Origin of the sequence: Yersinia bercovieri ATCC 43970 (genome assembly GCF_013282745.1) — a bacterium.
Taxonomy (GTDB): domain Bacteria; phylum Pseudomonadota; class Gammaproteobacteria; order Enterobacterales; family Enterobacteriaceae; genus Yersinia; species Yersinia bercovieri.
Genome location: NZ_CP054044.1, coordinates 2,963,705 through 2,984,216 on the forward strand (window position 1 = coordinate 2,963,705; position 20,512 = coordinate 2,984,216).

Below are 20,512 nucleotides of genomic sequence, written 5' to 3' on the forward strand. Positions count from 1 at the left end.
CTTATACCTAAAGCATTTGGCGTATCGCGAACAATATTGCAGCGCCAAAAATACAGGGTATACACAGCAACAGGCGAGTATTCGGTGAGAGAGGGTATATGTTAGATCTTTTGATTGGGATTGTCGTGGCCGTTGGTGTAGGCCGTTATATCATTAAGGGCTATTCAGCAACCGGTGTGCTGATGGTCGGCGGGTTATTACTATTAATTATCAGCGCCCTGATGGGCAAAAACGTATTGCCCGCCAGCGCGACCTCAACCGGTTGGCGTGCGACGGACATCGTTGAGTATGTCAAAATCCTGCTGATGAGCCGTGGTGGCGATCTCGGCATGATGATCATGATGTTATGCGGTTTTGCGGCTTATATGACGCATATCGGTGCGAATGATGTGGTGGTCAAGATTGCGTCCAAACCACTACAAATGATCAACTCCCCCTATTTACTGATGGTTGCCGCTTATATTGTGGCCTGCCTGATGTCTTTGGCGGTCTCATCTGCAACCGGGCTAGGGGTGCTGCTAATGGCGACGCTATTCCCGGTGATGGTCAATGTGGGCATTAGTCGTGGCGCAGCAGCAGCCATTTGCGCCTCACCGGCAGCCATTATTCTGGCCCCGACCTCTGGTGACGTGGTGCTGGCGGCCAAAGCCTCTGAAATGCCACTGGTCGATTTCGCCTTCAAAACCACCTTACCCATCTCTATTGCCGCGATTGTCTGCATGGCTATCGCCCACTTCTTCTGGCAGCGCTATCTGGATAATAAAAGCCAGGAGAAGCATGAGATGATGGATGTCAACGACATCACCACCAATGCGCCAGCTTTTTATGCCATTTTACCTTTCACCCCCATTATTGGCGTGCTGATTTTTGATGGTAAGTGGGGGCCGGAGCTGCATATCATCACGGTCTTGGTTATCTGTATGCTGGTTGCCGCGGTGATTGAGTTTATCCGCAGTTTCAGCGCAAAAACCGTATTTACCGGCCTTGAGGTCGCTTACCGTGGTATGGCTGATGCATTCGCCACCGTGGTGATGCTGTTGGTCGCCGCTGGGGTATTTGCGCAGGGCTTGAGTACCGTCGGTTTTATCAGCGGCTTGATTGGATTGGCTCAATCCTTTGGCACTGGTGGCATTATTATGATGCTGGTACTGGTGGTGATCACTATGTTAGCGGCAATGACAACCGGTTCAGGTAATGCGCCGTTTTATGCGTTTGTCGAATTGATCCCAAAACTGGCGGCGCAAATGGGTATAAATCCGGCTTATCTGGTTATCCCGATGCTACAAGCCTCGAATTTGGGACGTACCTTATCCCCAGTGTCGGGTGTGGTGGTGGCAGTCGCCGGTATGGCAAAAATCTCACCTTTTGAAGTGGTGAAACGTACCTCTGTGCCGGTGTTGGTGGGGTTGGTAGTGGTGATTGTGGCCACTGAAATTCTGGTGCCTGTGCACTTATAATATCCGCAGCATGAATCATAAAGCGGAGGTTATTGGCAAAGTGCCCACAGCGGAGAGAACAGGCAGATCGTAAAGACGGCGTAAAATCATCCCGATGGCGCGGACGCTTTACTCTTCTGCCTGCCCTCGCCGTCATCGGCGTTTGTCAGCAGTCTGAAGCCGGGAGCGATATGAACTGACTCCATAAAGCAACCCGGCTTTTTTATCTGTTTGTTCGACTTAATTTAATAGTCAGCCAGTTACACTTCATAATCAGGATCTGGGGCTTTCAGCGGCGTTATCTTCACCTTCAAGATACGATGGCTGCTCACTTCCAGTGGTTCAAACAGATAGTCACCAATCTTCAACTGTTCGCCCACCTGAGGTATCCGCTGGCTATACTCCATCAACAATCCAGCCAATGTATGATATTCACGTTTATCATCAATCGGCAGTGGCAGATAGAGCACCAAATCCTCCAGTGGCATATAGCCATTCGCAATCCAGCAGCCATCCTCGATTTGCTGAATATCGTGGCGGGCATCCAACTCTTCACCCGCCACCGGTAGATTCCCGGCAATAGTCTCCATCACATCGGTCAGGGTGACTACCCCCTCAATGGAGCCGAACTCATCGACCACAAAGGCAAAATGGGTCTGCGCCTGACGGAACTGTTCCAATGCCATCAACAGTGAAACTTGTTCAGGGAAAATCAATGGCTGGCGAATCAGCGCCCGCAAATCGAGTTTTTCGCCTGATAACTGCTGCTTCAACAGATCAATGACGTGAATAACACCTAGCGGTTCATCTGTTGAGCTATCTTCAGTGACCACAATTCGCGTATGCAGATTTTTCGTCAGTAGTTGAGTCAACTTCTCTGGTGGATCATTAAGGTCAAGATATTCAACATCATGGCGTGATGTCATGATGCTACTGACGGTACGCTGTGCCAGCCCTAATACCCGCTCGATCATCCGGCGCTCCTGCTCATTGAACACCTCCTGACCGCCACTGCTACTGTCTGCTATCAAGCTGGCGGTGTGGTTATCCAGCTCCGCCTCTTCGTGCTTACCGCTCAGCATACGCAGCACCGCCTCTGCGGTTCTTTCACGTAACGGGCGCACTGTCGACAGGAAGCGACGGCGGTTGAATTGAGCAAACTGATTCAGTGATTCAATGATTACGGAGAAACCAATCGCGGCGTAGAGATATCCTTTCGGAATATGGTAGCCAAAACCTTCAGCCACTAAGCTAAAGCCGATCATCAGTAAGAAACTCAGGCAGAGAATAACAATGGTTGGATGGGCATTCACGAAGCGAGTCAATGGCTTGCTGGCTAATAACATCAAACCAATCGCAATACAGACCGCCGCCATCATCACTGCGAGGTGATCCACCATACCGACGGCAGTAATCACTGAGTCGAGGGAGAAGATGGCATCCAACACCACGATCTGTGCTACAACAGGCCAGAAGCGTGCGCCTTTGCGTTGCTGGTTCTGCTGATGATCCTTGCCCTCAAGGCGCTCATTAAGCTCCATGGTGGCTTTGAAGAGCAGGAATATCCCCCCGACGAGCATAATCAAGTCACGGGCACTAAATGGATGTCCGGAAAGGGTAACTAATGGCGCGGTTAATGTGGCTAACCACGAGATACAGGCCAGTAGCACCAAACGCATCAACAATGCGCACAGCAGACCTGTGACTCTGGCTTTATCCCGTTGATGGCGAGGTAATTTTTCTGCTAAAATGGCAATAAATATTAGGTTATCAATACCTAACACAATTTCGAGCACAACCAGCGTCGCCAGTCCTGCCCAAATAGTAGGATCTGCGATCCATTCCATATTTCGCGTTTCACCTTTTATTTCTACGGCTTATGCCACTGATGTGAATCATGTGCTCAAATCGTGAGGTTTTCAAATTTTAATATAAGAAATGGATGATATTTAAAAAATTTTCTCAAGGTAAATAAAAAATGTAACCAATTGAAAACAAGCTATAACTATATAGGGGTGCTTATGGAAAATAGTGGGAAACTAACAGATATTTCCTAGTTTAAACTAATGTCATATAATGGATAATCATAAAAAATAGTTATGTGAGTGTGTTTTTTCAACTCAATAGTGTAATTGAGTGTAAGCCCACAATGCAATTAAGCGTTGCAAATATGAATAGTTAGTTATAGGTAGCTGCAAAGCTAAGGGCGGTAGCGTTGCTAAATCGATTAGATATACTGGTTATTATTTCAAATGAAATGATTACCGTTCTCATTTGAGTGCATCTTTCATAGTGACTAAGGATATATAATGTTACTTCCGGTGATTATGGCTGGCGGAACAGGCAGTCGCTTGTGGCCGATGTCAAGAGAACTTTATCCTAAGCAATTTTTACGCCTGCACGGGGTGAATTCGATGCTACAGGAGACCGTGAATCGGTTAGAGGGAATTTCCGTCAGAGAACCAGTTGTGATTTGCAATGAAGAACATCGTTTCTTGGTCGCAGAGCAGTTAAGACAAATAAACAAATTATCACATAATATTATTCTGGAACCTATTGGGCGTAACACTGCTCCTGCCATTGCACTAGCTGCACTCAATGCTATTTCTCAAGGTGACGATCCGATAATGTTGGTGTTGGCTGCTGATCATATTATCAATAATTGCGACGCCTTCCACCAAGCTATTACCCGCGCTACCCCATTTGCTGAAAAAGACTGTTTGGTCACTTTCGGAATTGTACCAACAGGTCCAGAAACCGGCTACGGCTACATTCATCGAGGTGATGTGATCCTCAGTGATATATCTGAAGCTTTTAAAGTTAAGCGCTTTGTTGAAAAACCTAATTTAGATACCGCAGAACAATACATCAATTCGGGGGAGTACTACTGGAATAGTGGTATGTTTATGTTCCGCGCCAAACGGTATATACAAGAACTGGAAAAATTCAGGCCAGATATTCTTGATGCTTGCAAAGCAGCAATCAAAGATTCGGATTCGGATAAAGACTTTATCACTATCGATAAAGATCGATTTAGTGCTTGCCCAGATGAGTCAATTGACTATGCCGTAATGGAGCAAACTAGCAGCGCCGTTGTTGTGCCACTTGATGCGGGCTGGAGTGATGTCGGTTCCTGGTCCGCATTATGGGATGTCAGCAAGAAAGATAAGTCGGGCAACGCCGTAACGGGTGATACATTCTTACACGATACACAGAATTGCTATATCAATACGGATGAAAAATTAGTCGCTGCAGTAGGTGTTGACAATTTGGTTATTGTCAGCACGAAAGATGCGGTACTGGTGGTAGATAAATCTAAAGTTCAAGATGTTAAAAAAATTGTTGAACATCTTAAGCAAACCAAACGCAGTGAATATCGCCGTCATAGAGAAACTTATCGACCTTGGGGCCGTTGCGATATTGTTGTTAATGAGCAACGCTTCAACGTTAACCGCATCACGGTTAAGCCTGGCGGTGCATTTTCTATGCAGATGCACCATCATCGGGCCGAGCATTGGATTGTATTGTCGGGCACGGCAAAAGTAACGATTGGGGATAAAACATTCTTAATCACAGAAAACCAGTCTACATTTATTCCTATTGGTTCTCTTCATATGCTGGAAAATCCAGGTAAAATTTCACTTGAATTGATTGAAGTTCAGTCAGGATCTTACTTGGGTGATGACGATATTATTAGAATTAAAGATCATTATGGCCGCTGCTGATTTAAGGGAAACAATGAAGACGTTAACTTGTTTTAAAGCCTATGACATCCGTGGTCAGTTGGGTTCAGAATTAAATGAAGATATTGCTTACCGCATTGGTCGAGCCTTCGGTGAATATTTAAAGCCTAAAACAGTTGTTGTCGGTGGTGATGTTCGTTTGACAAGTGAACCCTTAAAAATGGCCTTGGCTGAAGGACTGATGGATGCTGGAAGTGATGTCTTGGATATTGGATTAAGTGGTACGGAGGAAATTTATTTCGCTACTTTTTATTTAGGAGTCGATGGCGGAATAGAAGTGACAGCTAGTCATAATCCAATCGATTATAACGGTATGAAGCTAGTTCGAGATAATGCTAAGCCAATAAGTGGTGATACTGGTTTACGCGATATACAAGAATTGGCTGAACAAAATAATTTTAAGCCGGTCGATAAGAGTAAAAGAGGTAGCTATAAAACAATCTCGATACTTAAAGAGTATGTTGATCACTTAATGAGCTATATCGATTTTAAAAACTTCACTCGCCCACTAAAATTAGTCATTAACTCTGGTAATGGCGCTTCAGGGCATATTATTGATGAAATAGAAAAACGTTTTATTGCTGCGCATCTACCCATCGAATTCGTAAAACTTCATCACCATCCTGATGGTAACTTCCCAAATGGTATTCCCAATCCGCTATTACCTGAATGTCGCGCTGATACTGAAAAGTTAGTCATTGAGTCTCGTGCAGATATGGGGATTGCATTTGATGGCGATTTTGATCGCTGTTTCCTGTTTGATGAAAATGGAAAGTTCATTGAAGGTTACTATATTGTAGGATTACTGGCTGAGGCCTTTTTAAAGAAAGAACCCGGTGCCAAGATAATTCATGACCCTCGCTTAACCTGGAATACGATTGATATCGTTGAAAATTCAGGCGGTATTCCAGTCATGTCAAAAACGGGACATGCTTTTATCAAAGAACGTATGCGCAAAGAAGATGCAGTGTATGGTGGTGAAATGAGCGCACACCATTATTTCAGAGACTTCGCATATTGTGACAGTGGAATGATTCCATGGTTGCTGGTTGCGGAGTTATTATGTGTGAAGAATAAATCCTTGAGTCAATTAGTGGGTGATCGTATTCAAGAGTTTCCTGCGTCAGGTGAAATTAACCTCCAACTAAAAGATGCTAAAGACAGTATTACTAAAATTAGAACTATTTACGAGCTCGACGCTGTTACTATTGATTTAACGGATGGAGTAAGTATCGAGTATAGTGATTGGCGGTTTAATTTAAGAGTGTCTAATACAGAACCAGTGGTCCGCTTAAATGTTGAGTCGATGGGGAGTATGGTACTGATGCAGAATAAGACAAAAGAAATATTAGCACTGCTAGGTGGAAAATAATTGTGAAAGAGATGTTGCAAGCCATCTATCGCTATAGAGGCTTTATAATTGGTTCGTCTAGACGAGAATTTCAGTCAAGATATCAATCTAGTATACTTGGACCTCTTTGGCTCATTATTCAACCTTTATCATTGATACTTGTATATACAATCGTTTTCTCTGCAATAATGAAAGCTAAGTTACCAGGAAATCCAAGTCATGTAGCATACAGTATTTATCTTTGTTCAGGGATTATACTGTGGAATTTATTTTCAGAGGTTATATCAAAAAGTGTGACGGTTTTTATACGACACGCTAATCTAATTAAGAAGATTAATTTCCCCAAAATATGCTTGCCTGTTGTAATAATAGCTACCAGTACCATTAACTTCTTCTTGATATTTGCTATATTCTTTATCTTTCTTGTGGTTTCGAACAGTCTACAAGGGTTGTCTATATTATTTATTATTCCTGTAGTGTTACTGACTCTTCTATTCTCTATAAGTTTGGGAATGATTATAGCTGTACTCAATGTTTTTTTCAGGGACGTTGGTCAGTTCATAATAGTTATACTCCAATTTTGGTTCTGGTTAACACCAATAGTATATCCTGTTTCTATTTTACCTATATGGGTTCAAAATATCATTCACTATAATCCGTTAACGGGTTTGGTTATTTCCGCACAAAAAATATTTGTTGCTGGTGAAGCTCCCCTGTTAAGCAATTTACTGCCTGCAGTAATAGCTATAGTGATATTTTCTATATTGGGATTAGGCTTGTTTAAAAAATATGGAAACGATATGGTAGATGAATTATGATTAGTTCAGTATCAGTAAAAAATTTAGGTAAGGCCTATAAGCAATATCCAACAAAATTAAGCAGACTTAAAGAATGGATATTGGCAAAAAAATACCACTCCCTCAAATGGGTTCTCAGAGATATTAATTTTAATATTAATCCTGGGGATTCGGTTGGAATAATAGGTATAAATGGGGCGGGAAAGAGTACATTATTAAAATTGATTACCGGCACTGCAACTCCTACGGAGGGTGACGTTACAATTAGAGGCCGTGTAGCTGCTCTATTAGAGCTTGGTATGGGATTTCATCCAGATTTTACAGGTAGACAAAATGTCTTTATGTCTGGCCAACTTCTAGGCTTAAGTGTACCTGAACTTGAAAAGTTAATGCCTGAAATAATAAAATTTTCTGAAATAGGGGATTATATTGATCAGCCTGTCAGGGTGTATTCCAGTGGAATGCAAGTAAGGCTTGCATTCAGTGTTGCCACTGCGGTAAGACCTGATGTACTTATCATTGATGAGGCTCTTTCTGTTGGAGATGCCTACTTCCAACATAAAAGTTTTGAGCGTATCAAAGAATTTAAAAAACAGGGTACAACCTTGCTTATTGTCTCTCACGACAAGCAAGCGATTCAAAATATTTGTGATAAAGTTATTTTAATTTCTAATGGTCAGAAAATAATGGAAGGAGAACCTGAAGCCGTTCTCGATTATTATAATGCGTTATTATCTGATAACAGCGGAAAAGTGAATGCTTCACAAAATATTTCTAATGGAAATATCCAAACTATTTCTGGCAATGGTGATGCTACGTTTGTACACGTCAATATTACTGATGTAAATGGTAAACCAATAGAAGTTATCACTGTTGGTCAGCGTGTCACTTTGAAAATCGAACTGGCCGTAAATAGAGATTTAAAAGATTTATGCGTAGGTTATTTGATCAAAAATAGATTAGGAGAAGAGATTTTTGGCACAAATACTTATTATCATTCTAAAGTAATAGATAAAGTAATGGCAGGCGAGACTATACATTACAAATTCACGTTTGATGCAAACATAGGTGAAGGAAATTATTCGGTTTCCGTCGCAGCTCATATGGGGCATAACCATTTAAGTAAAAATTATGAATGGAAGGATTTAGCATTTGTATTTACTATTGTTAATACATCTAAAAATAATTTTGTTGGTTCTTCTTGGATACCCCCAACTGTAGAGTATTGCAAATAATGGCTGATTTTTATCGTGCATTTGAAGATAAATATAGAGGTTCGCAGGCTTCAATTAAAGAAAGATTAATGGTTTACTCTCCTTTAATTGAAAAGATAAAAGAGTTGCATGGAGGATTAACTTCTTTAGATCTGGGTTGTGGTCGAGGGGAGTGGATGTCACTTCTGAGAGATCTTGGGGTTGAAACTTTTGGTATCGATCTGGATGATGCGATGCTCGAGGAATGTAGAATTAGAAATTTCTCAGTTAGAAATGTAGATGCAATTTCCTTTTTAAACTCTTGTGAGGCTGAGAAGTATCATATAATCACTGCATTCCATTTTGTTGAACATATAGCATTTGATGACTTATGTACCGTTATTGATAACGCTATTCGTGCACTTAAACCGGGTGGGATTTTGATTTTAGAAACACCAAACGCTGAGAATATAATCGTCGGGACAAATAATTTTTATCTTGATCCCACACATAAAAAACCTATTCCTGCTCTTTTACTCAATTTCTTATGTGAGTATTATGGGTTGAGAAATAGTTATATCATGCGATTGCAACATCCGCAAGGATTAATGGAGAAAGCCGATTTTGGCTTATATGATGTCATTACAGGGGTTAGTTTTGATTATTCAGTTATTGCACAGAAAAAAGATATCAATGCTATTGATGTTAATATAGAAGAAATTTTGGGTGGAAAATCAGGGTATAATTTAGAAAAGTTATCCAAATTATATGATAAAAAAACCGCGGCAAAATTTGAAGAAAGTAAAGAAAACTATAATTTATTAGAAGAGAAAATTAATTTATTAGAGAATAGCCTACAAGATGTTCAGTTAGAATTTAAGCTTCTAATTGAAGACCGAACGAAAGAGTTGGCAATGCTTGAAAATAGAATTGAGCTTATTTACAAAAGTAACTCATGGAAATTTACAGCACCGTTCAGATTTATTTCTTCAAAGATAAATAAACAACGTACAAAAAAAATAAGTAATAGTAATAATGCCAAGCTTATTTCTGTTAGGAATAATAAATATGCCATTAAGGCATATTTATTATTGAAAAAATTAAACCCAAGTAGTGCGGTTTTTTTGAAATTGAAATATGATGAAGTAATCTTTAACACGGAAGTGAATAATTTCAACAAAAATAAAAAAGCTCAAGAAGAACTTGCGATAGCTAGTAAAAATAAAACGGCAGACAACCTCAATGAACTTAATCATTTCGACTTGGTTTCAGAAGTAAATCATATAAATATGATGTCGACTGATAGTTATATTAATTACCTCCAAGATGTGATTAAAAGTAATGGTTTTCAACATTTAAACTCTAGTCTTCCCGTTGGTACGGATACTTGGATTTTAAAAATTAAAGAAGCTTTGTATCTTAATAAGCCACTTGACGAATTATTCTCTGAAAACAATGAGAATATAGCTGCAGCAACTGCTTTGTATATTGTACTGCTAAATAGAATGCCTGAAAATGATATAGTTAGAAGTAAGCCAATAAGACATTTATGCATGGTAATACAGCAAAGTGAAGAATATAAAAAAGCTTCTGGGAATAATTTGAAGAATTGGTGTAATTTATGATTTATGTTAATATTACTAGTACTTTCAGTAGTAAACGTAAAACTGGGATTCAGCGTGTTGTTGTTACTTTAAGTGAGTTTTTGTCAAAAAATATAAATTACAAATTCATCACTTATGATAATAATAATTCAGAGTTCAAATTAATTAGTGACTACGAATGTATCAGCCACGCTATATATGATGAAGAATGTAAGCTACTTACGTTTAATTTTAATGAACTGAAACAGGGGGATATATTTTTCGATATTGATGCTGCTTGGAGTGATGGTGTTAATCGAAAGTTTCTCTATGAGATTCTCAAGAGAAAAGGGGTGAAAATATACAACCTACATTATGATAGTGTGCCATTAGTTAATTCCGCTTGGTCTCATCAGAATACTGTAATAAGTTACATTGAATCATTCTATGCTAAAATTGCATATAGTGATTATATATTCTCAATTTCTAACTTTGTAAAAAAGGAACTTGATGATTTTAGTAGAGATTTTATAGGTGTATCAAAGGATGGATCAGTAATTGATTTGGGCCCATTGCCCGTACATGAAGAAATAGATATAAAAAAATTATCTCAGATAGATAAAAAACTCACGCATGTACTAAAAAATAACTTTCTTCTTGCTGTTGGTACTCTTGAACCAAGGAAAAATTATTCGCAGTTACTTTCCTCCTTTCTAAAAATAGATAATGGAAATACGAATTTAGTTATTGTTGGTCGTAAGGGATGGAATATTGATGAGTTTGTCGAGGAACTTACTTCTCACCCTAGATATAATAAAGATATATTCTGGCTCGATGATGTTAGCGATGAAGAATTAGCATTTTTGTATAAGAGATGTCGAGCTTATATCACGACATCTCTTTATGAAGGTTATGGCTTGCCAGCGATGGAGGCATTATCGTTTGGTGCGGCGACAATTGTATCTAATGGCGGGGCTTTGCCAGAAGTTGTCAGTCAGTTTGCATTTGTTTTCGATCTAAATAATAATATAGAACTAGAAAAAGCACTCACAGATGTTATCCATTCAGATGATTTTTACTCTGTACTAAAAAATAAGGCAGAGGATTTTCAGTATACTTCTTGGGATACTGTTGCGTGTTCAATTATATCTAAAATTGATGAGCTAGAGAATTGCGCCGCCGATTATTCTTTCGAAGAGAAGGTTAATCAAGCGGTTTATATTTCTATAGATATAAATAAATTTAGATTAAGCATCAAGTCTTTGAAAGATAAGATGAAATTCATTAATGAAATCGTTGTCTTAACTAAAAAAGAGTATGTAAACGATTTTGAAGCGGAGATTTCTAATCTAGGTTTCTCACCACATGTTTTTTGTGACGAAGATATTCTTGCCGATATTGGTCTCAGTATATTAGATCACCAAGAAAGAAATACGTTATTGAGGAAAGAGCTTTATACTCAAGTAGTCATAAAAGATAACTTTATTGCAGCTGATGATGATTATATTGCACTTAATAACATAAGTGAGGAATACTTCAGAAGTAATAATGTTCACAACTGCTATTATTATTATAATTCGCTTGAATCTTGGCTTGGCAGTTACCCAAATAGAAGTAGTTATGATCGCGGTCTTTTAAAAACAGCTCAGTTGCTTAAGTCGTATGGTTTTCATACGAAGGCTTATTCATCACATATGCCGCAAATAATAAATAAGAAATTAGTGAACGAGATTTACGGTAAATATTTGGCTAGTGATAAAAACAAAGGGGTGGATGAATGGAGTGTTTATTTTAATATTGCTACGTTCTATTTCCCTAATAATTTCTCCATTAAAGAGTATAGATGTTTTTCTTGGCCAGGAAATCCATCTGACTGGCCTTGTGATGTCATTCCAGTAGAGTTTGATTTTCAAAACTATTATGACTCATTAGAAAATGGATTTAATGAAATTGTAGAGGATCCTGATAAAATTCTTGAATATAAAAAGGGTCTAGAAAAAGTAAAAATGACTGAAGTGCAAAAAATGAATGAGAAAGTGAGGCCGATTTGTTTACTCGTAGATGTAAATAAATTTACATTCATGCAACCATCATTTGAACTTATCTCCGGTCCCATTCATCTTCGTCGTATCATTGTACTCAATAAATCAAGTGAACATTTTGATATAGAAATGCAGATAATTGACTCTGGTTCAGTGAAAATTAGAGAAGAGTATTTTAATACTAGAAATAGTAGTTGGATTCCTCTATTCCCACCAAATGAACCGGGTGTATATTTTATGGAGTGTAAATTGCTCCAATCTGGTAAAGTGATAAGTACAACTAATGTTGAGTTAAGTGTCGCATCTAATTAGAAATTAAAGGATATACACATGAAAGCGGTAGTAACTGGTATTACAGGTCAAGATGGCGCATATCTCGCTGAGTTATTACTTGAGAAAGGCTATGAAGTTTATGGTACCTATCGTCGTACAAGTTCTGTTAATTTTTGGCGGATTGAAGAGCTAGGTATTGATAAACACCCGAATTTGCACTTAGTTGAGTATGATCTTACCGATCTTTCTGCCAGTATTCGCTTGTTGCAGACAACGCAAGCTACTGAAGTGTATAATCTTGCTGCACAAAGTTTTGTCGGTGTTTCTTTTGACCAACCAGCTACAACCGCCGAAATTACCGGTATTGGTCCACTGAACCTGTTAGAAGCTATTCGTATTGTTAATACTAAAATTCGTTTTTACCAGGCTTCTACCTCTGAAATGTTTGGTAAAGTTCAGGCTATACCACAAGTTGAAGATACGCCGTTCTATCCCCGCAGCCCATATGGTGTCGCTAAGTTGTATGCACACTGGATGACAATTAACTATCGTGAAAGCTACGGTATTTTTGGTTGCAGCGGCATTCTGTTTAATCATGAATCTCCGCTACGTGGTCGTGAATTTGTGACTCGCAAAATTACTGACTCAGTCGCAAAAATTAAATTAGGCAAACTGGATATTCTGGAATTAGGGAATATGGATGCTAAACGCGATTGGGGTTTCGCCAAAGAGTATGTAGAAGGTATGTGGCGTATGCTGCAAGCAGATATCCCTGATACTTTTGTTTTGGCAACCAACCGTACTGAAACGGTACGTGATTTTGTTTCTATGGCATTCAAGGCTGCTGGTTTTAATTTGTGCTTTGAAGGTAAGGATGAGCATGAAGTTGGGATTGATGTCGCCACAGGGAAAGCTTTAGTTAAAGTTAATCCTAAGTTCTACCGTCCAGCAGAAGTAGAATTGTTGATTGGTAATCCGCAAAAAGCTAAAGATGTGCTTGGCTGGGAACCGAAAACAACCTTAGAAGAACTTTGTCAGATGATGGTTGAAGAAGACCTTCGCCGTAACCAACAAGGTTTCTCATTCTGATGGTAATGAATGGCAAGCGTGCCCTGATCACCGGTATCCAGGGATTTACGGGCCATTACATGGCAGTGGAATTATCCGCTGCTGGTTACCGGGTGTTTGGTTTAGGCTCACAGCCATCAAATGAACCTGATTATTTTGAAGTAGATTTACTTGATGCTAACAGACTTACTTCTATCATTGAGCAGGTGAGACCTCATTTTGTTGTTCACCTTGCTGCCATTGCATTTGTCGGACATGGCGATCCAGGCGCTTTTTATGATGTTAATGTTGTTGGTACCAGGAATTTATTAGCCGCGTTGAATAGGATTTCCGACACTATAGACGCAGTTTTACTTGCCAGCAGTGCTAATGTTTATGGTAACACCCAAGCTGGCATGTTGAGTGAAACAGCCGTGGTAAATCCTGCTAATGATTATGCCGTCAGCAAGTTAGCCATGGAGTATATGGCTAAATTATGGTCTGATAAATTACCCATTATCATTGTTCGTCCCTTTAACTATACTGGTGTTGGGCAATCAGATAATTTCTTACTGCCTAAAATAGTTTCTCACTTCAAACGTAAAGCCGATCAAATAGAGTTAGGAAATTTAGATGTATGGCGCGACTTTACGGATGTTAGGGCATTAGCAAAAGCATATTTAGGTCTATTAGCAGCCAAACCTATTGGCGAGATTGTTAACGTCTGTTCTGGTCGGGCCTATTCATTACGTGAAGTGATTAGCCTATGTGAAGAAATAACCTCGCATAACCTAGCTATTCATGTTAATCCAGCCTTTGTTCGTGCTAATGAAGTAAAAATACTATGTGGTGATGCGAGTAAATTACAAAGCATTATTGATGGCTGGGATACGCCACCATTAGAACAAACACTACGTTGGATGCTGGAAAATAAATAATGAAAGTAGTTTTTTCTACTGACTCTATTAAATATCCGCTGACCGGTATTGGTCGCTATACATATGAGTTAGCCCGAGAGTTGCAAAATAATGATGACATCTCAGAACTCCTATTTTTACAGGGTGGAAAAATATCCCGTGATTTACCAATTGTTAAGACTGAGTCGAGTGTTGCTTCAGGGTTAAAAACCGCGGTAAAAAATAGTGCAATTGGGATTGAGCTGTATCACCTTTCTGCGACGTGGTTAAAAAGCATGGCATTAAGCTCTTATAAGGATTCTGTTTACCATAGCACCAATTTTTATTTACCCCCTCGAGTTGATAATGCTGTCGCAACTTTCCACGATCTTTCGATTTTTAAGTGGCCACAGTGTCACCCTCAAAATCGTGTGCAATATATGAAAAAAGAGTTATTACTCACACTAAAAAGGGCGAAAGTCTTAATTACTGACTCTGAATTTACCCGTAAAGAGTTAGCCGAGTATTTTGATTATCCTATAGAAAAAATTGTCTCAGCACCCTTAGCTAGTAATAAGGATTTTTATCCTCGCGATGATGTAATCTTGCAAAAATTAATGACAAAGTTAGGGCTCACTGTCGGTCAATATACGCTGTTTACTGGAACCATTGAGCCAAGAAAGAATATTGCAACGTTGCTCGATGCCTATGAACGTCTTCCTCAAGAAATACGTACTTTCTATCCGTTGGTTATCTGTGGTTTTCCTGGTTGGAATAGTGAAGCGTTACATCGCCGTTTTGAATTAGCCACACAACAAGGCTGGCTATTATACCTTGGTTATTTAAGTTCGGATGATCTTCCTTTGCTTTTTTCTGGCGCAAGGACGTTTCTATTTCCTTCATTATATGAGGGGTTTGGCTTACCTGTTCTTGAGGCTATGGCATCAGGTGTCCCCGTTGTTTGCTCAAATGCAGCTTCATTGCCTGAGGTTCTAGGTGAGTCAGGTTTGATGTGCGATGCTTTGGATGTAGAGGGGCTAACTGCTGCTATCATTAAAAGTCTGGAAGATGAAAATTGGCGAAATAATGCAATAGCTGCTGGACTCTCCAGAGCTAATACCTTCTCCTGGAAGCGGTGTGCTCAGGAAACAATAAAAGCCTATCGACAGGTATAATAATATAATGCTAAAAATACTGCATTTTTATAAAACTTATTACCCTGACTCATTCGGTGGCATTGAACAGGTTATTTTTCAGTTATGCGAGGGGGGGCGCGTAGAGGTATTGACTCTACAGTACTCTCTTTAAGTAAACGAGGTAGTATTATAAATAAAAAGATAGGTTCACATAGCGTATATTGTTCCCCAATTAATCTTGAGCTCGCTTCTACACCTTTCTCATTTCAAGCATTGAAAGATTTTAAAAAATTAGCTAATCAAGCTGATATTATTCATTATCATTTTCCATTCCCTTTTATGGACATGGTCCATTTTTTGTCGGGAATAAAAAAGCCTACTGTTGTTAGTTATCATTCTGATATTGTAAAGCAGAAGAACATGTTAAAAATATACACGCCATTAATGAATGGATTTCTTAATGATGTATCACATATTGTTGCTGCTTCACCTAATTATGTTGCGACTAGTATTACATTGAAGAAATTTGTTCATAAAGTAAGTGTTATTCCCTATGGTCTCGATGAGAAGTCCTATCCTGTTCCAACACTTGAACGCCTTGACTGTTGGAAGAATAAAATCGGCCCGCGTTTTTTCTTATTTATCGGTGCTTTCCGCTATTATAAAGGCTTGCATATACTTATCGAAGCTGCAAAAAACTCAACTTATCCGATTGTTATTGTCGGTGCAGGCCCTATCGAGTCTGAATTAAAACACCAGGCTGAAGAGTTGAAAATTGAGAATATTCATTTCCTGGGAGCTGTTTCTGATGAAGATAAAGCCGCTCTTTTAACGCTTTGTTATGCAGTGGTTTTCCCCTCTCATTTACGTTCAGAAGCCTTTGGTATTACCTTATTAGAGGGCGCGATGTATGGAAAACCTTTAATTTCAAGTGAAATAGGAACAGGTACGACATTTATTAATATTGATCAACAAACGGGGTTAGTTGTACCACCATCAGATTATAAAGCACTAAGAGTTGCAATGGATAACTTATGGAATAATATTGAACTCTCTGCAGAGTTTGGCCGCAATTCACGAGCTCGCTACTTAGATTATTTTGTTTCTGAGAAAATGGTTTCAAGTTATATAGACTTATATAATAATCTTATTGAAAATAATACTTAATTACAATGTCGCTCTGGTTTTATAAGGTTTTACTTTATTTAATAGTGTAATATTCATTCAACTCTTCTTGTTAATCATTAGTAAATGAAATAGTTGCTGATATTTTATGCCTGTAATCAGGCACATTACTGATGTAAACTTTAGAGTAGATAAATGAATAATGAGTAATCTCAGCTTATTTTTTAAGTGTGCACAATTAATCTAACCAGATTTAGCTGGTTAAAGTTGAAGAGGTCATAGCAATGAAGTCTTTGAAAGCAGTCATTCCTGTTGCCGGGCTTGGCACCCGCATGTTGCCCGCGACTAAGGCGATCCCAAAGGAAATGCTGCCAGTGGTCGATAAACCCCTGATTCAATATATCGTGAACGAATGCGTTGCTGCTGGCGTGAAAGAGATTGTGTTGGTAAGCCACTCCTCTAAAAATGCGATAGAAAACCATTTTGATACCTCATTTGAGTTGGAGGCGGCACTGGAGTCACGGGTTAAGCGGCAGCTCTTGAAAGAGATTAAAAATATCTGCCCGCCGGATGTCACTATCATGCAAGTGCGTCAGGGCCATGCCAAAGGGCTGGGGCATGCTGTGCTCTGCGCGCAACCGATGGTGGGTGATAACCCATTTATTGTGCTGCTGCCCGATGTGCTACTTGATGATTCAACAGCTGATTTATCTAAAGAAAACCTTGCTAGCATGATTAAGCGCTTCGAGGAGACCGGGCGTAGTCAAATCATGGTAGAGCCGGTGCCGAAAGCGGATGTCTCCAAGTACGGTATTGCGGATTGCGGCCATGTTGATTTGGCACCGGGCGAGAGCACCCTAATGACAGCAGTCGTCGAGAAACCTTCAGTCGCTGAAGCGCCATCCAACCTTGCAGTGGTTGGGCGCTATGTCTTGTCTAAGGATATCTGGCCACTGTTGAAAAAAACCCCACGTGGTGCGGGTGATGAAATTCAGCTGACTGATGCCATTGCGATGCTAATGGAGCAGGAGCCGGTTGAGGCCTTCCATATGACCGGTAAATCGCACGATTGCGGTGACAAGTTGGGTTATATGAAAGCTTTTGTCACTTATGGCGTCCGTCATAATACCGAGGGTGAGAATTTTACCGCCTGGCTAAAACAGCAAATCAACTAACTTCGGCTTAGTGGCTGAAGAGGTAAATATTTTAAGTTCGTCTCAAGAGATCAGCAGGTTAATGATGACCAAATTGAAAGCAGTGATCCCAGTAGCAGGTTTAGGCATGAGAATGCTTCCAGCCACCAAAGCCATTCCAAAAGAAATGCTGCCTATTGTTGATAAGCCCTTGATTCAATATGTGGTTAATGAATGCGTTGCTGCTGGTATTAAAGAGATCATTCTGATAACCCATTCGTCAAAGAATGCGGTAGAAAACCATTTCGACACCTCTTATGAACTGGAAGCCATGTTAGAGGCTCGCGTTAAGCGCCAGTTATTGGATGAAGTGCAATCTATCTGCCCGTCAGGGGTGACCATCATGCACATCCGGCAAGGCCACCCTGAAGGTTTGGGTCATGCCGTGTTATGTGCCAAACCGCTGGTGGGGGATGCGCCATTTGCGGTATTGCTGCCGGATGTTCTGATTGATGACGCAAAATCAGATTTGACCCGAGACAATCTTGCTCAATTGGTCAAGCGCTTCGAAGAGAGCGGAACTAGCCAGGTCTTGGTGCATTCGGTCGAACCCGAGGCGTTATCGAACTATTCGGTTATCTCTTGTGAGAAAACTGAACTAGCACCCGGTGAGAGCAGCCGAATTAAAGCCATGGTCGAGAAGCCGCAAAGCCCGGTGGACCTGCAATCAAATCTCTCTGCCGTTGGGCGCTATGTGCTGTCTGCGAACATTTGGCCGCAGTTGGAAAAAACCAAACCAGGTGCCTGGGGCCGTATCCAACTGACCGATGCCATTGATGCACTAGCAGAAGAAGAGCCAGTTGATGCCGTTGCCTTGACTGGGCAATCTTACAATTGCGGTGAGAAACTCGGTTATATGCAGGCGTATGTTGCTTATGGTTTACGCCATCCACAACAAGGGGTGGAGTTTAAAGCCTGGTTGAAAGATTTTGTGGCATGAGTCAAATTTGAGATATGAGTTAGGCCGATGAAAAGCAATCCATGGGGTTGCTTTTTTGTTTTGATTTACCCGCCCTAAATAGCGTTACATTACCTGTCTGTACTGGCGAAGCAAACGTATGCGCACAGCAACTGGTCAGTTGTGCTATCTATCGCACCAATCACTACCCAGCGGGCATAATCCTGAGTTAACATGTTTCCCACATCAAAAACCTGTTGGCCTCAAGGCCGGTAACAGGTGTCATCCTTCAGACAGGAGTTCTTTTAATGTCCAAACAACAGATTGGCGTTGTCGGTATGGCGGTGATGGGCCGTAACCTGGCGCTCAACATCGAAAGCCGTGGCTATTCCGTCTCTATCTTCAACCGTTCATCAGACAAAACCGACGAAGTGGTTGCTGAAAATCCAGGCAAAAACCTGGTGCCGAGTTACACCGTTGAAGAGTTTGTTGATTCACTGGAAAAACCACGCCGCATCCTGCTGATGGTGAAAGCGGGTGAAGCTACTGACAAAACTATCGCTTCACTGACGCCGCACCTTGATAAAGGTGACATTCTGATTGATGGTGGTAATACCTATTACAAAGACACCATCCGTCGTAATCGCGAACTTTCTGCACAAGGTTTCAACTTTATCGGTACTGGTGTTTCCGGTGGCGAAGAGGGTGCATTGAAAGGCCCTTCCATCATGCCTGGTGGCCAGAAAGAAGCTTACGAATTGGTTGCACCTATTCTTGAGAAAATTGCGGCCCGTGCAGATGACGGTGAAGCATGTGTGGCTTATATCGGTGCAGACGGTGCTGGTCATTACGTGAAAATGGTTCACAACGGTATCGAATATGGCGACATGCAGCTGATCGCGGAAGCTTACTCTTTGTTGAAGCAGTCACTGGGCCTGAGCAACGAAGAGCTGGCAAGCACTTTCGCTGAATGGAACAAAGGTGAGCTGAACAGCTACCTGATTGATATCACGAAAGATATCTTTACCAAGAAAGACGAGGCTGGCATCTATCTGGTCGACGTGATTCTGGATGAAGCTGCAAATAAAGGCACCGGTAAATGGACCAGCCAAAGTTCACTGGACTTAGGCGAGCCACTGACACTGATCACTGAATCTGTGTTTGCCCGCTATTTGTCTTCCCTGAAAGATCAGCGTGTTGCGGCATCTAAAGTGCTGACTGGCCCGAAAGTGCAGCCTTTTGTGGGTGATAAAGCTGAATTTATCGAAAAAATCCGTCGTGCGCTGTATTTGGGGAAAATCGTCTCTTACGCGCAAGGTTTCTCTCAGTTGAAAGCGGCATCTGACGAAAATAACTGGGATCTGCATTACGGTGAAATCGCCAAGATCTTCCGCGCAGGATGTATTATCCGCGCTCAGTTCTTGCAAAAAATCACTGATGCATATGCAGAAAATCCGAAAATCGCTAACCTGCTGTTGGCTCCATACTTTAAGCAAATCGCTGATGAGTACCAGCAAGCGCTGCGTGATGTTGTGTCTTATGCGGTACAAAATGGTATCCCAACACCAACGTTCTCTGCTGCGATTAACTACTACGATAGCTACCGTTCAGCCGTGCTGCCCGCTAACCTGATTCAGGCGCAGCGCGATTATTTTGGTGCGCATACTTATAAACGTACTGATAAAGATGGCGTATTCCATACTGAGTGGATGGAGTAATTCATATAATGGCTACTGCGCGTTGCCATTTCGGGATTGCGTAGTGCTTGCTGATTTATAGGTTTGTCCCAACAAAAACGC

14 protein-coding genes and 1 pseudogene are annotated in these 20,512 nt (G+C 40.6%); 14 read left to right on the forward strand and 1 reads right to left on the reverse strand.

All coding sequences use genetic code 11. The features are described from left to right. The first annotated feature begins 98 nt into the window (after nt 1-98). Complete coding sequence (gene dcuC, locus HRK25_RS13335; protein WP_005277334.1) at nt 99-1,457, forward strand: anaerobic C4-dicarboxylate transporter DcuC; 1,359 nt, start codon at nt 99-101, stop codon at nt 1,455-1,457. Nucleotides 1,458-1,696: 239 nt separating this feature from the next. Here dcuC and HRK25_RS13340 read toward each other — a convergent pair whose 3' ends face one another. Beyond that, the gene (locus tag HRK25_RS13340; protein WP_005277332.1) at nt 1,697-3,283 is read right to left on the reverse strand and encodes a TerC family protein; all 1,587 of its coding nucleotides are present in this window, start codon (nt 3,281-3,283) and stop codon (nt 1,697-1,699) included. A gap of 462 nt (nt 3,284-3,745) precedes the next feature. Here HRK25_RS13340 and HRK25_RS13345 point away from each other — a divergent pair, with 462 nt between their 5' ends. The 13 genes and pseudogenes from HRK25_RS13345 to gndA all read left to right on the forward strand — a co-directional run bounded on the left by HRK25_RS13345 (nt 3,746) and on the right by gndA (nt 20,431). Continuing rightward, the gene (locus HRK25_RS13345; RefSeq protein WP_032898520.1) at nt 3,746-5,161 is read left to right on the forward strand and encodes a mannose-1-phosphate guanylyltransferase/mannose-6-phosphate isomerase; all 1,416 of its coding nucleotides are present in this window, start codon (nt 3,746-3,748) and stop codon (nt 5,159-5,161) included. A 13-nt stretch (nt 5,162-5,174) separates the two neighbouring features. Further along, on the forward strand, nt 5,175-6,551 hold the full coding sequence (cpsG, locus tag HRK25_RS13350; protein WP_005277326.1) for a phosphomannomutase CpsG: 1,377 nt from the start codon (nt 5,175-5,177) through the stop codon (nt 6,549-6,551). 11 nt (nt 6,552-6,562) lie between these two features. Beyond that, nucleotides 6,563-7,348: an ABC transporter permease gene (locus HRK25_RS13355; RefSeq protein ID WP_005277323.1), complete on the forward strand. Its 786-nt coding sequence runs from the start codon at nt 6,563-6,565 to the stop codon at nt 7,346-7,348. Then, on the forward strand, nt 7,348-8,562 hold the full coding sequence (locus HRK25_RS13360) for an ABC transporter ATP-binding protein (RefSeq protein WP_032898528.1): 1,215 nt from the start codon (nt 7,348-7,350) through the stop codon (nt 8,560-8,562). The genes HRK25_RS13355 and HRK25_RS13360 overlap by 1 nt, the downstream gene beginning before the upstream one ends. Next, nucleotides 8,562-10,145, forward strand: a complete 1,584-nt coding sequence (locus HRK25_RS13365) for a class I SAM-dependent methyltransferase (RefSeq protein ID WP_005277320.1) — start codon at nt 8,562-8,564, stop codon at nt 10,143-10,145. Before HRK25_RS13360 ends, HRK25_RS13365 begins: the two co-directional genes overlap by 1 nt. Beyond that, on the forward strand, nt 10,142-12,457 hold the full coding sequence (locus tag HRK25_RS13370; protein WP_032898518.1) for a glycosyltransferase family 4 protein: 2,316 nt from the start codon (nt 10,142-10,144) through the stop codon (nt 12,455-12,457). Before HRK25_RS13365 ends, HRK25_RS13370 begins: the two co-directional genes overlap by 4 nt. Before the next feature lie 18 nt (nt 12,458-12,475). Beyond that, a complete protein-coding gene (gene gmd, locus HRK25_RS13375; RefSeq protein WP_005277315.1) occupies nt 12,476-13,507 on the forward strand; it encodes a GDP-mannose 4,6-dehydratase in 1,032 nt (343 codons plus the stop codon). Nucleotides 13,508-13,512: 5 nt separating this feature from the next. Beyond that, nucleotides 13,513-14,403 carry a GDP-mannose 4,6-dehydratase gene (locus tag HRK25_RS13380; RefSeq protein ID WP_032898526.1) on the forward strand — a complete coding sequence of 297 codons (891 nt, stop codon included), beginning with the start codon at nt 13,513-13,515 and terminating at the stop codon, nt 14,401-14,403. Beyond that, nucleotides 14,403-15,536: a glycosyltransferase family 4 protein gene (locus HRK25_RS13385; RefSeq protein ID WP_005277311.1), complete on the forward strand. Its 1,134-nt coding sequence runs from the start codon at nt 14,403-14,405 to the stop codon at nt 15,534-15,536. Before HRK25_RS13380 ends, HRK25_RS13385 begins: the two co-directional genes overlap by 1 nt. 7 nt (nt 15,537-15,543) lie before the next feature. Further along, nucleotides 15,544-16,664: pseudogene (locus tag HRK25_RS13390) on the forward strand (glycosyltransferase family 4 protein). Nucleotides 16,665-16,906: 242 nt separating this feature from the next. Continuing rightward, entirely contained in the window at nt 16,907-17,797 is an 891-nt protein-coding gene (gene galU / locus HRK25_RS13395; protein ID WP_049599198.1) for a UTP--glucose-1-phosphate uridylyltransferase GalU, read from the forward strand. 64 nt (nt 17,798-17,861) lie between these two features. Continuing rightward, nucleotides 17,862-18,755 (forward strand): UTP--glucose-1-phosphate uridylyltransferase GalU, encoded by an 894-nt coding sequence (gene galU, locus HRK25_RS13400; protein ID WP_032897993.1) that lies wholly within the window; start codon nt 17,862-17,864, stop codon nt 18,753-18,755. Between the two features lie 266 nt (nt 18,756-19,021). Next, entirely contained in the window at nt 19,022-20,431 is a 1,410-nt protein-coding gene (gndA, locus tag HRK25_RS13405) for an NADP-dependent phosphogluconate dehydrogenase (protein WP_005274704.1), read from the forward strand. Nucleotides 20,432-20,512 lie beyond the last annotated feature (81 nt).